Here is a 14,724-nt window from a genome sequence, read left to right on the forward strand (position 1 = left end):
GCGAAGCGCGGCTGGGCCGCTTTGCGGGCGCTATGCTGTCAGAAAGCAAAAGCCTTACGTTTCGCGCAAGCGCTTGTAAAGAAGCTCAAATGTCAACAGCCGCCAAGGAAAGGCATGGCGCCGCATTGCCACCCTCGCGCGGACCTGCTAAAAGGCTCATCATGTGCGGAATTGCTGGCATACTGGACCCCACGGGGACGCGCTCCGTTTCCGAGCTGGCGGACACCGCCGGACGCATGGCCGACATGCAGGCCCACCGAGGGCCGGACGGCCGCGGCGTCTACGCCGACCCGGACGGCGGGCTGGCCCTGGGCCACAGGCGGCTGGCCGTGCTGGAGCTCACGGACGCCGGGGCCCAGCCCATGGCGAGCCACTGCGGCCGGTTCGTGCTCTGCTACAATGGCGAAATCTACAACCATGCGGACCTGCGTCGGCAAGTCGACGCCGCGCGGGCCTATTCCGGCCGCCCGGCAATAGCTTGGCGCGGGCGCAGCGACTCCGAGACCCTGCTGGAGGCCCTGGCCCTGTGGGGCGTGGAGGAAGGCCTCACGCGCGCGGCGGGCATGTTCGCCCTGGCCCTGTGGGACCGGCGCGACAAGATCCTCACCCTCGCGCGCGACCGCATGGGCGAAAAGCCCCTCTACTACGCCGCGCGGCGCGGGCGGCTGCTTTTCGCGTCCGAGCTGCCCGGCCTCACCGCCGCCCTTGATTTTTCGCCCGGCGTGGACAAGAGCGCCCTGGCGTTGTTCCTGCGCCTGTCCTGCATCCCCGCGCCCCACTGCATCCTTGCCGGCGTGCGCAAGCTGCCGCCCGGCTGCGTGCTGACCCTGCGCGGCCAGGACCTGACCGCCCTGCCCGAACCCAAGCCCTTCTGGTCCCTCAAGACCGTTGCCGAAACCGGACTGGCCGTGCCCTTTGCCGGCTCCGAGGCCGAGACCCTGGACGCCCTGCTGGACCGCCTGCGCCAAAGCGTGCGCGGCCAGATGCTGGCCGACGTGCCCCTGGGCGCGCTCTTGTCCGGCGGCATCGACTCCTCGCTCATCACGGCCCTGATGGCCGAGGCGGGCCTGGGCAACGGGCCGGTGCGCACCTTCACCATCGGCTACGAGGGCGCGGACGCCGCCTACGACGAATCCGCCCAGGCGCAGGCCGTGGCCAGGCATCTGGGCACGGAGCACACGAGCCTGGCCTTCCGCGCCGAGGACGCCCTGGCCCTGGCGCCGAAGCTGGCGCAGATCGCGGGCGAGCCCTTTGCCGACGCCTCGCTCTTGCCCATGCTCCTTGTGTCGCGCCTCACGCGCACGCAGGTCAAGGTCTGCCTCACGGGCGATGGCGGCGACGAACTTTTCGCCGGGTACAACCGGCACGTGCAGGGCGCGGCCCTGTGGGCGCAGCTGGCCGGGGTCTCGCCTGGTCTGCGCGGCGCCGCCGCCGGACTGTTGCAGAGCCTTTCGCCCCGCGCCTGGGACCGCATCCTGCGCATTCTTGGCCCGCTGCTGCCCAAAAGCGCGCACATGCGTCTGCCGGGCGAGAAGATCCACAAGCTGGCCCAGGCCATGTCCGTGCGCGTGGCCCCGGCCTTTTACGCCTCGCTCGTCTCCGCCTGGCCCGACCCCGGCCTCGTGGTGCCCGGCGCGGCCGAGGCCAGCTGGCCCCTGCGCCACCGCGCCACCTGGCCCGCGCCCGGCCTGTGCCCGGAGGGCAGCACGGCCTGGATGCAGTACCTGGACACGGCCTGGTACCTGCCGGGCGACATTTTGACCAAGGTGGACCGCGCCGCCATGAGCGTTGGGCTGGAATCGCGCGCGCCCTACCTGGACCACCGCGTGGCGGCCTTTGCCTGGAGCCTGCCCCCGGACATGCGCGTGCGCGGCGGCCAGGGCAAGTGGGCCTTGCGCCAGCTGCTTTCCCGCTATGTCCCGCGCGAGCTGTGGGACCGGCCCAAGATGGGCTTCGGCGTGCCGCTGGACCTTTGGCTGCGCGGACCGCTCAAGGACTGGGCCGCGGCGCTCATCGACCCGGAGCGACTGGCCTGCGAGGGCTACTTCGAGCCCGCGCCCGTGGCCCGCGCCTGGGCCGAGCACCAGTCCGGCCGCTTCAACCGCCAGTATCGCCTCTGGCCCATTCTCATGTTCCAATCATGGCTGGAAAGCGCGGGGATTTCGGGGTAGAGGAAAGCCATGCGCATCATCGTCGTAGCTGGCCACGCTCCCTCTTTGCTGAATTTCCGGGCTCCGCTGCTGGCCGCCCTGGCCGCGCGCGGCCATAAGGTCATCGCGCTTGCCCCGCCGGAGCCGGGCGGCGGCGCGGGCACGGCAAGCGCCCTGCGCGGCCTGGGGGTGGAGCTTCTGCGCTACCCGCTGGACCGCGGCGGCGTGAACCCCGTGCGCGACGCCAAGACCATCTTCGTCCTGCGCCAGAAGTTCCTGGCCCTGCAACCCGACCTCGTGCTGCCCTACACCATCAAGCCCGTGATTTACGCCTCCCTGGCCGCGCGCTGGGCCGGCGTGCCCCGCGTGGCCTCGCTCATCACCGGCCTTGGCTATGCCTTCGGCGGACTGGGCAGCCAGCTGCCGGGCGCGCCCAGCACCCTGTCGCGCCGCTGCCTCACGGATTTTGTGGTGCGCCTGTACGCCAAGGCCCTGGAGCGCAACCAGAGCGTCATCTTCCAGAACCCGGACGACCGGGAGCTGTTCGAGCGTCTGGGCATCATTTCTTCCGGCCAGCGCGTGGCCGTGGTGGGCGGCAGCGGGGTCGACCTGGAGCATTTTGCACCCGCGCCGCCGGTTTTGGCCCACCCGGAGACCGGCGCGCCGGTATTCCTCTGCGTGGCGCGGCTCTTGTGGGCCAAGGGCGTGGGCGTGTTCGTGGAGGCCTGCCGCATGCTCAAGCGCCACCACCCGCATGTGGTGTGCCGCCTGCTTGGCCCCATGGACGACGTGCCCGACGCCGTGCCCGCCGAGATGCTCCGCCGCTGGCGCGAGGACCGCGTGGTGGAGATCATCGACGCCGTGGACGACGTGCGGCCGCATCTGGCCGCGGCCAGCGTTTTTGTGCTGCCAAGCTACAGGGAGGGCGCGCCGCGCTCCAGCCTGGAGGCCATGGCCATGGCCCGGCCCGTCATCACCACCGATGTGCCCGGCTGCAGGCAGACCGTGGAGGACGGCGTGACCGGCTTCCTCGTGCCGCCCTTTGAGCCCGGCGAACTTTCCCGCGCCATGGAGCGCTATGTGCTCAATCCGGAGCTCATCGGCCAGATGGGCCAGGCCTCGCGCCGTTTGGCCGAGGAGCGTTTCGACGTGCGCGCGGTGACGGCGGACATGCTCGCCGCGCTGCCCCTGCCGGAAAACGCCCAGCACGCGCAGGCCGCAGCGCCCGCGGCCGCGGCAGGCCGGGAGCCCCGGTGACGGCCAAGCGTCTGCTGGATCTGGCCCTGGCCGTGCCGGGTCTCCTCGTCCTTTCTCCCCTGATGCTCTTGACCGCGTTGGCCGTGCGCGCGGCTCTGGGGCCTGGCGTCTTCTTCCGCCAACTGCGCCCCGGCCTGCACGGCAAGCCCTTCTTCATCCTGAAGTTCCGCACCATGACCGACAGCCCGGGCAGCGACGCGGAGCGCCTGACGCCCTTTGGCCGCCTGCTGCGCAGCACCTCGCTGGACGAGCTGCCTGAGCTGTGGAACGTCATCCGCGGCGACATGAGCCTGGTGGGGCCGCGCCCGCTGCTCATGTCCTACCTGCCGCTCTACAGCCCGGAGCAGGCCCGCCGCCACGAGGTGCCGCCCGGCATAACCGGCTGGGCGCAGGTGAACGGCCGCAACGCCATCTCCTGGGAGGAGCGCTTCGCCCTCGACGTGTGGTACGTGGACAACCGCTCCCTCGGCCTGGACATCCGCATTCTGGCGCGCACAGTGGCCGCCGTGCTGCGGCGCCAAGGCATCAACGCCAGCGGCGACGTGAGCATGGCGGAGTTTGAAGGCGGCAAGAAACACGGCCCGACCGGCCGCGATTGAACATCCCGACCGCATCTGCTACCCCGAAAGGCGTTGGAGCGGCCCACAATAGCAACAAGGAAAAGCAATGTCCGAGCGTCCCCCCGTCCGCAGCAAGGAAGATTTTCTCGTATTCGGCTCCCCGGCGTTGGAGCAGGAAGAAATCGACGAGGTCGTCGCCTGCCTCAAAAGCCGCTGGATCGGCACCGGCCCGCGCACGGCCCAGTTCGAGCGCGACTTCGCCGCGTACAAGGGCGTGCCCGCGGCCGTGGCCCTGCACTCGTGCACGGCGGCCCTGCACCTGGCCATGGTGGCCCTGAACCTCAAGCCCGGCGACGAGGTCATCACCACGCCCTTGACCTTCTGCGCCACGGTGAACGCCATTCTGCACGCGGGCGGCACGCCGGTTTTGGCCGATGTGAACCCCGCCACCCTGAACATCGATCCTGAAAAGGTGCGGGAGAAGATCACCCCGCGCACGCGCGCCATTCTGCCCGTGCACTTCGCCGGCCGCCCCTGCGACATGGACGCGCTCATCGCCATCGCAAAGGAGCACGGCCTCGCCGTCATCGAGGACTGCGCCCACGCCATCGAGACCCTGTACCACGGCAGGCACGCGGGCACCCTGGGCGACTTCGGCTGCTTCAGCTTCTACGTCACCAAGAACATCATCACCGGCGAGGGCGGCATGGTCATCGCCAAAAAGCCGGAGGACCTGGCGCGCATCAAGGTGCTGGGGCTGCACGGCATGAGCGCCGACGCCTGGAAGCGCTTCGGCGACGAGGGCTACAAGCACTACGCCGTGGTCGAGGCCGGGTTCAAATACAACATGATGGACCTGCAGGCGGCGCTGGGCATCCACCAGCTGCCCCGCGTGGACGCCTATCACGCCAAGCGCGAAATCGTCTGGGGCCGCTACATGGCGGACTTCGCCACCCTGCCCCGGGGCAAGCGCCTGGGCCTGCCCAGCCCCCAGGAGCCGGACACCCTGCACGCCAGGCACCTGTTCACCGTGCTGGTGGACAAGGACACGAGCGGCATCGAGCGCGACGACTTCCTCATGGCCATGACCAGGCAGGGCATCGGCGTGGGCGTGCACTACCTCTCCCTGCCGGAGCACCCGTACTATCAGGACCGCCTGGGCTGGAAGCCGGAGCACTACCCCGAGGCCGCGCGCATCGGCCGGCAGATCGTCAGCCTGCCCATCTCCGCCCGTTTGGTGGACCAGGACGTCAGCGACGTCATCACCGCCGTGCGCCGGGTGCTGGGAGCGGAGTAGATGGAGCTTCGACACGGCAGCGCCGCCGCATGGCGCGCCCTGAGGTTCAAAGCCTTGCCGCTTCTGCTGGCGGCGGGCGTCGTCTTCCTTTCCGCGGCGGACCTTTACGCGGCCGAGGCCGGCGCGCCCAAGCAGCCCGAGGCGCGCACCTACACGCCCGAACAGAAAGCGTACATGGACAGCCTGGACAAACTGCTTGCGGCGCAGGACTACGTGAAATTCCGGGAAGCCCTGGCCAACACCAACGACGGGCCGCACCTCTCCGCCGCCCTGGACTGGGGCAGGGCGCGGACCCTCGACGGCGGCGCCATACTCGCGCCGCTCACCTACTCCGCCCTTTTGTGGAAGGCGGCGGAAATGAACCCGGACTACGACTTCATGCGGCAAACCTCCGATCTCATGGCCATGTACGGGCTGCTGGCGGCCATAGCGGATGCGCCCAAATGCGCGGACAAGTCCGCCCCGGAGCATCACGTCACCAGCATCCTGCAAGGCTACAAGCGCCAGTTCCAGCACGCGGCGAAGCTTACGGACAAGCAGAAGCAGGTGGTCCTCGACACGGCCGTCGCCATGGAGCGCAAGCTCGCCGCCCAGCGCGCGGACGACAAGTATCTGTGCCGCTTCGGCCTGCAGGAACACATGGATACCTCCAAGAAATACGGCGACAAGGCCTATGAGGAAGTTCCCGCGCAACCGGGCCAGATCGGCAGGCAGATGGTGCTGCGCAGCGACAAGGACTACACGCCGAAGTTCCTCCCGCGCGTGGAGTGGGAGCCGAAGCAGGAAGCGGCGCGCGCCGGTTTTTCCGAGCTGCTTTCAAAGCTCCTCACCGCCGCCGAGGGCAAGTAGACACGAGGCAGTACCCTCGTTGGGCGAGGGCGAACCACAACGCGGCGGCGCACCCGCCGGAGGCAGCAATGAAGATCATCGTCATGGGCGCGAGCGGACACGGGCAGGTTGTGGCCGACATTCTCTTCCAGATGTGGACCAAGGGCCGCGAGATGGAGATTGTGGGCTTTCTGGACGACGACCCGAAGCTCAAAGGCTCGCGCATTCTCGGTCTGCCGGTGCTTGGCTGCTTTGCCGACCTTGCCGCCACCCCGCATGACTGCCTGGCCCTCGGCATCGGCGACAACGCCGCGCGCGCCCGCGTCTACGCGGAGCTGACCCAGGCCCGCAAACGCTTCGTCACCGCCATCCACCCCTCGGCAGTGCTGGCCCCGGACGTCATCGTGGGCGCGGGCGCGGTGCTGGCCGCCGGAGCCGTGGCCAACCCCGGCGCGCGGATAGGCGAGAACGCCATTTTGAACACCTGCGCCAGCATCGACCACCACTGCGAGCTTTGCGCGCACGCGCACATTGCGCCCGGCGCGCACCTGGCGGGCAACGTCCGCGTGGGCGAGGGCGCCTTCGTCGGCATCGGGTCCTGCGCGGTGCCCGGCGTGCGCATCGGCGCGTGGAGCGTCATCGGCGCAGGAGCCGCCGTCACCCAGGACGTGGCGGAGAAAACCACCGTGGGCGGCGTGCCCGCCAAGCCCCTGGCGTAAACGTCATGAGCGCGCAGAAGCCGCCGCGCCTGTTCCTCTCCCCCCCGCACATGGGCGGCCGGGAGCAGGCCCGCGTGGCCGAGGCCTTCGCCAGCAACTACATCGCCCCCCTGGGCCCCCAGGTGGACGCCTTTGAGGCGGCCTTCGCCGAACACACGGGCATTGCGCACTGTCTGGCCGTGTCCAGCGGCACCGCGGCCACGCATCTTGCCCTGCGCTGCCTGGGCGTGGGGCCGGGCGACCTGGTGGTGGCCTCGAGCCTGACCTTCATCGCCTCCGTGAGCCCGGCCCTGCAATTGGGAGCGCAGGCCGCCTTCGTGGACGCCAGCCCCGGCACCTGGAACATGGACCCGGAGCGCCTGCGCGAGGCCCTGACCGTGCTCAGCGCCGAAGGCCGGCGCATCAAGGCCGTCATCCCCACGGACCTGTACGGCCAGTGCGCGGACTATGCGCGCATTCTGGACGTGTGCGCGCCCTTTGGCGCGCCCGTTGTGGCGGACAGCGCGGAGAGCATGGGCGCGCGCTGCGGCGCGGACCTGGCCGAGGACGACGCGAGCCGCCACGCCGGAGCCTGGCCGGGGCTCGCCGCCAGCATCTTCTCCTTCAACGGCAACAAGATCATCACCACCTCCGGCGGGGGCATGCTGGCCTCCGAGGACGCGGAACTCATCGCCCATGCACGCAAGCTCTCGCAGCAGGCGCGGGAGAACGCGCCCCACTACGAGCACGCGGAGCTGGGCTACAACTACCGCCTGAGCAACATCCTGGCGGGCATCGGCCTGGGGCAGCTGGAGGTGCTGGAGGCGCGCGTGGCCAAGCGGCGGCAGATCTTCCGCTGGTACCGCGAGGCCCTGGGCGGCGCACCCGGCCTGTCCTTCATGCCCGAGGCCCCCACGGGCAAGGCCAACCGCTGGCTCACGGTGCTGCAGGTGGACACCATGGCCTTCGGCGCCGGACCGGAAACCCTGCGTCTGGCCCTGGAGGCGGAGAACATCGAATCCCGCCCGGTGTGGAAGCCCATGCACATGCAGCCCGTGTTCGCGGGATGCCGCGCCTTTGGCGGCCACGTGGCCGAGGAGCTTTTCGCCCGCGGGCTCTGCCTGCCCTCGGGCACGGCCATGACGCGCGAGGACGTGGACCGCGTGTGCGCCGTCATCCTCGCCGCACCCAGCCGCGCAAAGGGGAGCCGGGCCTGATGCTCTGCAACCCCAAGAACCGCCATTTCTACTTCATGCTCGCGGCCGAGGCCGCCTGCTTCGCCGCCGCCCTGAGCCTGAGCTATCTGCTGCGCTTCGACTTCAGCCTGCCCGAGCCCTATGCCCTGCAACTGCGCGCCATGTTCAAGTACGTGCTGCCGCTCAAGCTCGGCGTGTTCCTGGCCCTGGGGCTGTACCGGGGCATGTGGCGCTACACCAGCCTGCTCGACTTCAAGCGCCTGGTGGAGGCCGTGGTGCTCTCCTCGGCCCTGTTCATCGCCTTTGTGGCCTTCCGCTATGGCTTCACCGGCTTCTCGCGCTCGGTGCTGGCCATGGACGGCCTGCTCACCCTGCTCCTCACCACGGGCCTGCGCCTGGGCATACGCGTGCTGTACGCCCGCGGCGACGGCGCGCCGGCGCGCCCCAAAACCCCGCCCCGGCGCGTGCTGGTCATCGGCGCGGGCAACCTGGGCGAGCGGCTTTTGCGCGAAATAGCCACCAGTCCGGAGCTGAACTACCACGTGGTCGGCTTTGTGGACGACGACCCGGCCAAACTGGGGCGCTCCCTGCACGGGCGCGAGGTGCTCGGCCCGGTATCCGAGCTTTCGGCCCTAGCGGCGCAGCACCGGGCCGAGGAAGCGCTCATCGCCGTCTCGCGCGCCAGCGCGGGCCAAATGCGCCGCATCGTCACCCTGTGCAAGGATTCCGGCCTGCCCCACCGCATTCTGCCCGCCACCAGCCAGCTGCTCGACGGCAAGGCCGTGCTCACCCTGCGCCCCGTGGACTACCAGGACCTGCTGGGCCGCTCCGAGGTGGCCCTGGACCAGGACGGCATAGCCGAGCTGCTGCACGGCCGCGTGGTGCTGGTCACGGGCTGCGGCGGGTCCATCGGCTCCGAGCTGTGCCGCCAGGTGGCGCGCTTTCACCCCGGCCTGCTGGTGCTGGTGGACCAGAGCGAGTTCAATCTCTACGCCATAGCGGGCGAGCTGGCCGACGACCTGCGCTTCACCGACTTCGTCACCATTCTGGGCAGCGTGGCCGACGAAACCCTGATGGAGAGCGTGTTCGCCGCGCACCGGCCGGAGCTGGTGCTGCACGCGGCGGCCTACAAGCACGTGCCCATGCTGGAGGCCTGCCCCTGGGCGGCGGTGACGAACAACGTCCTGGGCACCCGCGTGCTCATGCGCGCGGCGGCCCGGCACAACGTGGCGCGCTTCGTCCTTGTCTCCACCGACAAGGCCGTCAAGCCCACCAGCGTCATGGGCGCCAGCAAGCGCGTCACGGAGCGGCTCATGGCCTGCTTCACCGGCACGGACGCGGGGGGCGGCACGCGCTTCATGGCCGTGCGCTTCGGCAACGTGGTCGGCTCCTCCGGCTCGGTGGTGCCGCTGTTCCGGCGGCAAATAGAGCGCGGCGGCCCGGTCACTGTGACCCACCCGGACATGACGCGCTACTTCATGAGCATCGCCGAGGCCTGCCAGCTCATCCTGCAGGCCGGGGCCATGGGGCGCGGCGGCGAAATCTTCGTGCTCAAGATGGGCGAGCCCGTGCGCATCGTGGACCTCGCGCGCGACCTCATCCGGCTCTCCGGCAAGGAGCCCGGCGTTGACGTGGACATCGTGTTCACCGGCCTGCGCCCGGGCGAGAAGATCGTCGAGGAGCTCCTCACCGCCGACGAAGGCGTGCTGCGCACGGAGCATGAGAAGATCATGGTGCTCGGCGGCGCGCCCGATGCCGCCCCATTAAGCGCCGCCGCATGGCTGGACGCCCAGCTGGCGCAACTGGCCCTGGCGGCGGAGGCGCAGAACGCCCCGGCCATACGCGCGCTTTTGGCGGCGCTGGTGCCGGAGCATGCCCTGGAGCTGACGCAGGAGCCGGCCACGCCGCTGCAATAGCCGCCTGCGTCGGAAAAGCCCAAGCCTCAAAGCCGGTCAGCAGAACAATCCTGCTCCCCATTTCGCCGGGTCCGGGGGCGGTCAGCCCCGGCCGCCGGAGGCATCTTTGCGCCACACGTCGGCAGCGCCGGGAGAATCAAGGGGCGCCGCCCCTTGACCCCGTTGGGGGAAATGATTTCCCCCAAGCCCCCTCGGTTTCAGCTCCGGAGCTTCGCCCAGGCAGACGCCCGGACAAAGCCCCGGCGCTGAAGGCTAGCCAAAGAGCTGAAAGCGAATGGTGAGAGCGGCACGGCCATCCTGCGGAAGGCGGCCCAAGCGACTCCCCGCAGGCGGTCTGGGCCCGGGCAACGAAAATGGAAAGAGCCTCTTCCGGCGCGAAAACGCTGGAAGAGGCTCTTTTCGGATCATGGGCAGGGCCAGGGGGAATCAGACTCCCCGGCCGGAACATGAGGCAAAGCCCCGTGTCCCTTTTATCGCGCTTGGTTACGATTCCTTCAAATCGCCGATGAGCTGCCGCAGTTCTGCGGCCATGCGCGCCAGCTCTCCGATGGCGGCCACGGACTGGCTCATGCCCTCGGCGGTCTCGGAGGCCACGCGGTTCACTTCCTCGATGGCCGAGCTGATCTTCTCGGACACGCCGGACTGCTCCTCGGCCGCGCCGGCGATGCCCTGCACCTGGTCGGCGTTGCTCTTGGAGATGACGACGATCTCCTCCAAGGCCTGGGCGGACTCGTTGGAGTGGCTGGTGGCCTCGCCTATGGCCTCGGTGGCCTTGTCCATGCTGCCGATGTTCTTGCGGCTGGACTCTTGAATGGCGCGGATGTTCTCGCCCACTTCCTTGGTGGCGCCCATGGTCTTTTCGGCCAGCTTGCGCACCTCGTCGGCAACGACGGCGAAGCCGCGCCCGGCGTCGCCCGCGCGGGCCGCCTCGATGGCGGCGTTCAAGGCGAGAAGGTTGGTCTGGTCGGCAATGTCGTTGATGACGTTCATGACCTGCCCGATGGCCTCGGCCTGCTTGCCCAGCTGCTCCATGTTGGTCTTGAGCTGGGTGGCGATGTCGTTCACGTGGCTGATGGCCTGCTGGGAGCGGCGGACGACCTCCGAGCCGCCGGAGGCCTTGCTCTTGGCCATGTCGGCGGAGGTGGCCACCTCGCCCGCCTGGCGGGCCACGGAGATGACCGAGGAGTTCATCTGCTCCATGGCGCTGGCGGTCTCGGCCACGCGGTCGCGCTGGAGGTCCATGCCCCTGCTCATCAGCTCCACCTGGGCGGAGAGTTCCTCGGAGCTGGAGGTGATGCGCTCCACGATCTCCTCAAGCTTGTTCGCCGCGTCGAGCATGCCTTCGCGCTTGGCGCTCTCGGCCTGTTGCTTGGCTTCCAGCGCTTGCTGGGTGGCTATTTCGGCTTCATGGGCCTTGGAGTCCGCGGCCTTTGTGCTGGCCTCGGCCTCCTGGATCTTGACCTTGAGGTTGGCGCTCATGGTGCGCAGGCTCTCGGCCAAGGTGTGCGTCTCGTCATTGGAGGTCACCACCAGCTCGCCGTCGAGGTTGCCGGCGGCCACATGGTTGGCGAAGTCGATGGTGCGCAGAATAGGCCGCACGAGAGCCTTGGAGAAGAAGAAACCGAAGGTGAGCATGAGCAGGCCTACGACGACGGTCGACGCCAGGCTTGAGAGGTGCGTCTCGGTGAGCACGCGCTCTATGAACGCGCGCTTCTGGCCGATGAAGAACATGCCCGCGATCTGGTCGTTCACGTCCTTGATGGGCCAATAGGCGGTGTTGTAGGCCACGCCCAGAATGACGTTGTGGCCCAGGTAGCGCTGGCCCTTCTTGAGCACGGTCTCAATGACGGCCGCATTGTCCAGCTTGGTGCCTATGGCCCGCTGGTTCGCGTCCTTCATGATGGTGGTGGAGATGCGCGTGTCGCCCTGGAACAGCGTGCACTCCAGCCCCAGGTTCTTTTTTATTTGGTCAACGAAGCGGTCGCTGGAAAGGGTGAAGCCCGGGGTGATGACGCCCACGATCTCGTCGCCCTTCTTCACGGGGTAGCCGGCGCGCAGCGAGAACTTCACCACGGTGCCCTGCTCCACGCCGACGATGGTTTCGCCCTTGAGCGCCTTCTGCACATTGAACTGCTTGGCGACGCTGTCGCCGACCTTGTCGGAGTGGCCGCGGGCGATGCATTTGCCCTCGCGGTCGGAAATGGTGATGGACTCAAGCCCGGTCTCGGCCATGACCTTCTTGGCGTAGGCCTGCAGCCAGGGCGTGTCGGCATCGGCTATGTGGCTGGCCACCTGCGGATTGGAGGCCATGAGGAAGCCGGTGGCGATGAGGCTTTTTTTCTGTTCTTCGAACTGGTGGCTCACCACGTCGGCCCGGATGCCGACTTCGTGGATGTTTTGCTCGTCGAGGGTGTTGGTGAGGAAGTACCGGTTGGCGAAGTAGTTTCCGCCCCCGACAAGGACGACGGAAACGAAAACCAGCCCGATGATTTTGGTGAGCAAGGTAACGCGCATGAGGGGCCTCCTGGGGGGAATGCGGGCGCCCCGCCCGCAACAAGCTGCCGACGACAATTGTCAGCACGCTCGTGATGAATTTCACTTGCGGGGCCCGTCTGCGTCTCGTAACGCCGACGACGCAACGTGCCACACGCCTGACATTTTCATCACTTATCGGCAGGATTATCGCAGCCCAATAGAAAATGAAACGAAAAATAGCCGGGCATGCGAAATATACGTAGTCCTATCAAATCACACAATTACAAAACCGCCGCACCGTCATAAAGCGGCGCGGCGGTTTCAATTCAAGGGCTGGCGGATGCGGGGCTATTCGTCCTGGTCCTTGCCTGGAATCTGGATGTTGTATTTTTTGATCTTGTAATGGATGGCCCGGCGGCTGATGCCGAGCAGGTCGGCGGCGGTCTTTTTGACCCAGGCCGTGCGCTCCAGGGCGCGGAGAATGGCCTGGTGCTCGTTTTCCTCCAGGGAGAGGGAATCCGGCGTGGCGGCCTTGGGCTCGCCAGGGGCCGAGACGACGGCCGGGGCCGCTTCCGCGTGCAGGCTCTGGGCCTGCTCCAGCTGCACGTCGCGCGGCTCCAGCACCGTGCCGGTGCAGAACACCACGCCGCCCTCAAGCGCGTGCCGCAGCTCGCGCACGTTGCCCGGCCAGCTGTGGGCCATGAGCAGGCGCAGGGTCTCGGGCGAAGCCGTCACCTTGGGGCGGTGCTGGTCAACGCTGAAGGTTTCGAGGAAGCGCTCGGTCAAGAGGGGAATGTCCTCTTTGCGGTCGCGCAGGGGCGGCACCTTCAGGGTCACCACCTTGAGACGGAAATAGAGGTCCTCGCGGAACTCGCCCTTTTTGACCAGCGAGGGCAGGTCGGCGTTGGTGGCGGCCACCACCCGGCAGTTGACGGGAATGGCGCGGGTGTCGCCCACGCGGCGGATGGTGCGCTCCTGCAGAAAACGCAGCAGGCGGGTCTGCATCTCGGGGCTGATGTTGCCGATCTCGTCGAGGAACAGCGTGCCGCCCTCGGCCTCCTCCATGAGCCCCTTCTTGTCGCGCACGGCATGGGTGAAGGAACCCTTCACGTGGCCGAAGAGCTCGCTTTCCAGCAGCGTGGGCTGGGTGGAGCCGCAGTCAACGATGACGAAAGGCCCCTTGGCGCGCGGCGAAAGGTCGTGCAGCATGCGCGCGACCATCTCTTTGCCGGTGCCGCTTTCGCCCAGGATGAGCACGGCCACGTCGGTTGGGGCCACGCGCTCCAGCACGGCATAGAAGTCGCGCATCACCGGGCTTTTGCCGCCCCAAATGACGTCGCTGACGTTCTTGCCCTTGCTCACGGGCGTGCGCTTGGGCTCGGTCTCGTGCACGCGGCCCAGCAGGGTGGCTATCTTCTGCAGCAGCTGGTGGCCGTCAAAGGGCTTGGTGAGGTAGTCCGCCGCGCCGGAGCGGATGGTGGACACGGCGTCGGGGATGCTGCCATAGGCCGTGAGCAGAATGACGGGGATGTGCGGCCACTGGACGAGGATCTCGTGCAGCAGGCCCACGCCGCCCATGCCGGGCATCTTCACGTCCGAGACCACGAGGTCGACCGGGTGCTGGGCCAGCACCTCCACGGCCTCCTCCGCGCTTCTGGCGGTAAGGGTCTTGTAGTGGGCGAAGGAAAGCCGCGCCTCCAGCACCTGCAAAATGTTCTTGTCGTCGTCCACCATGAGGATGGTGGCGTGCTCGCGGGTGGTGTTTTCCATAGGCGCGCGGACCCTACTCCAGGCCCTTTTTCTTGATGCTGATTTCCTGGTGCAGACGCTCCAGGGCGTTCAACTGGCTGCGCAGTGCCTCGGCCTCGGCGGTCTTCTTGCGCAGGGCCTCGCGCACCTTGCCCGTCTCCTCCTGGCAGCCGGCCAGGCGCTTGGTGCGGGCCAGCTCGCGGTCGATCTCCTCGTCCGTGAGCATGGGCGGGCTCTCCACGCTGCTGCCGGAGGGCGCAAGCCGGGGCAACAGCGGCGTGATGAGGCGCGGGTCCTCGCTCGGCAGGCCCTCGGGTGTCATCTGCACCCAGGTGTTCCAAATGCTCAGGGCCTCGTGCAGCTCCACCGGGGTCTTGGCCGTGGCCAGGCGGGCGCAGGCCAACCCGTAATAGGCCTTGCGGGCCACAACGGGGTCGGAGCTGTTGCCGGACAGGCGCTGGAAGATGCTCGTGGCCTTCTCGTACTGTCCCGCCAAATAGGAGTCCACCGCCAGAATGTACGCCGAGCGCGGGTCCTTGTCCGGCGGGACCATGTCGCCCCCGCGCGAGAACAAGGCGCACCCCGAAAGCGTGGAGGC

At 68.2% G+C, this 14,724-nt stretch carries 11 protein-coding genes; 8 read left to right on the forward strand and 3 right to left on the reverse strand.

What is annotated here, in order from left to right:
- The first annotated feature begins 161 nt into the window (after positions 1–161).
- From asnB to ACYQ4W_RS08695, 8 genes are all read left to right on the forward strand, one after another.
- Entirely contained in the window at positions 162–2,171 is a 2,010-nt protein-coding gene (gene asnB / locus ACYQ4W_RS08660) for an asparagine synthase (glutamine-hydrolyzing) (RefSeq protein WP_459855334.1), read from the forward strand.
- 9 nt (positions 2,172–2,180) lie between these two features.
- Positions 2,181–3,407 carry a glycosyltransferase family 4 protein gene (locus ACYQ4W_RS08665; protein ID WP_459855336.1) on the forward strand — a complete coding sequence of 409 codons (1,227 nt, stop codon included), beginning with the start codon at positions 2,181–2,183 and terminating at the stop codon, positions 3,405–3,407.
- On the forward strand, positions 3,404–4,006 hold the full coding sequence (locus ACYQ4W_RS08670) for a sugar transferase (RefSeq protein ID WP_459855338.1): 603 nt from the start codon (positions 3,404–3,406) through the stop codon (positions 4,004–4,006). Before ACYQ4W_RS08665 ends, ACYQ4W_RS08670 begins: the two co-directional genes overlap by 4 nt.
- Before the next feature lie 67 nt (positions 4,007–4,073).
- Positions 4,074–5,264, forward strand: coding sequence for a DegT/DnrJ/EryC1/StrS family aminotransferase (locus ACYQ4W_RS08675; protein WP_459855340.1), 1,191 nt, complete (start codon positions 4,074–4,076; stop codon positions 5,262–5,264).
- Positions 5,265–6,113, forward strand: coding sequence for a hypothetical protein (locus ACYQ4W_RS08680; protein WP_459855342.1), 849 nt, complete (start codon positions 5,265–5,267; stop codon positions 6,111–6,113).
- Positions 6,114–6,181: 68 nt separating this feature from the next.
- Positions 6,182–6,811, forward strand: coding sequence for an acetyltransferase (locus ACYQ4W_RS08685; RefSeq protein ID WP_459855344.1), 630 nt, complete (start codon positions 6,182–6,184; stop codon positions 6,809–6,811).
- 5 nt (positions 6,812–6,816) lie between these two features.
- The gene (locus tag ACYQ4W_RS08690; RefSeq protein WP_459855346.1) at positions 6,817–8,007 is read left to right on the forward strand and encodes a DegT/DnrJ/EryC1/StrS family aminotransferase; all 1,191 of its coding nucleotides are present in this window, start codon (positions 6,817–6,819) and stop codon (positions 8,005–8,007) included.
- Positions 8,007–9,902, forward strand: a complete 1,896-nt coding sequence (locus tag ACYQ4W_RS08695; protein WP_459855349.1) for a polysaccharide biosynthesis protein — start codon at positions 8,007–8,009, stop codon at positions 9,900–9,902. The genes ACYQ4W_RS08690 and ACYQ4W_RS08695 overlap by 1 nt, the downstream gene beginning before the upstream one ends.
- Before the next feature lie 483 nt (positions 9,903–10,385).
- Here the strand turns inward: ACYQ4W_RS08695 and ACYQ4W_RS08700 are convergent, their stop codons facing one another.
- The 3 genes from ACYQ4W_RS08700 to ACYQ4W_RS08710 all read right to left on the reverse strand — a co-directional run bounded on the left by ACYQ4W_RS08700 (position 10,386) and on the right by ACYQ4W_RS08710 (position 14,679).
- A complete protein-coding gene (locus ACYQ4W_RS08700) occupies positions 10,386–12,416 on the reverse strand; it encodes a methyl-accepting chemotaxis protein (protein ID WP_459855351.1) in 2,031 nt (676 codons plus the stop codon).
- Positions 12,417–12,725: 309 nt separating this feature from the next.
- Positions 12,726–14,147 (reverse strand): sigma-54-dependent transcriptional regulator, encoded by a 1,422-nt coding sequence (locus ACYQ4W_RS08705; RefSeq protein ID WP_459855353.1) that lies wholly within the window; start codon positions 14,145–14,147, stop codon positions 12,726–12,728.
- A gap of 13 nt (positions 14,148–14,160) precedes the next feature.
- On the reverse strand, positions 14,161–14,679 hold the full coding sequence (locus ACYQ4W_RS08710) for a hypothetical protein (RefSeq protein WP_459855355.1): 519 nt from the start codon (positions 14,677–14,679) through the stop codon (positions 14,161–14,163).
- Between the last annotated feature and the right edge of the window lie 45 nt (positions 14,680–14,724).

It is taken from the genome of Humidesulfovibrio idahonensis (genome assembly GCF_054657715.1).

Excerpts from the sequence above, each read along its gene's own strand:
- ACYQ4W_RS08710 (WP_459855355.1), bottom strand. The coding sequence starts at position 14,679 with ATGGTCCCGCCGGACAAGGACCCGCGCTCGGCGTACATTCTGGCGGTG.
- ACYQ4W_RS08690 (WP_459855346.1), top strand. The coding sequence starts at position 6,817 with ATGAGCGCGCAGAAGCCGCCGCGCCTGTTCCTCTCCCCCCCGCACATG.
- ACYQ4W_RS08675 (WP_459855340.1), top strand. The coding sequence starts at position 4,074 with ATGTCCGAGCGTCCCCCCGTCCGCAGCAAGGAAGATTTTCTCGTATTC.
- ACYQ4W_RS08705 (WP_459855353.1), bottom strand. The coding sequence starts at position 14,147 with ATGGAAAACACCACCCGCGAGCACGCCACCATCCTCATGGTGGACGAC.
- ACYQ4W_RS08700 (WP_459855351.1), bottom strand. The coding sequence starts at position 12,416 with ATGCGCGTTACCTTGCTCACCAAAATCATCGGGCTGGTTTTCGTTTCC.
- ACYQ4W_RS08685 (WP_459855344.1), top strand. The coding sequence starts at position 6,182 with ATGAAGATCATCGTCATGGGCGCGAGCGGACACGGGCAGGTTGTGGCC.
- ACYQ4W_RS08680 (WP_459855342.1), top strand. The coding sequence starts at position 5,265 with ATGGAGCTTCGACACGGCAGCGCCGCCGCATGGCGCGCCCTGAGGTTC.
- ACYQ4W_RS08695 (WP_459855349.1), top strand. The coding sequence starts at position 8,007 with ATGCTCTGCAACCCCAAGAACCGCCATTTCTACTTCATGCTCGCGGCC.
- ACYQ4W_RS08665 (WP_459855336.1), top strand. The coding sequence starts at position 2,181 with ATGCGCATCATCGTCGTAGCTGGCCACGCTCCCTCTTTGCTGAATTTC.
- asnB (WP_459855334.1), top strand. The coding sequence starts at position 162 with ATGTGCGGAATTGCTGGCATACTGGACCCCACGGGGACGCGCTCCGTT.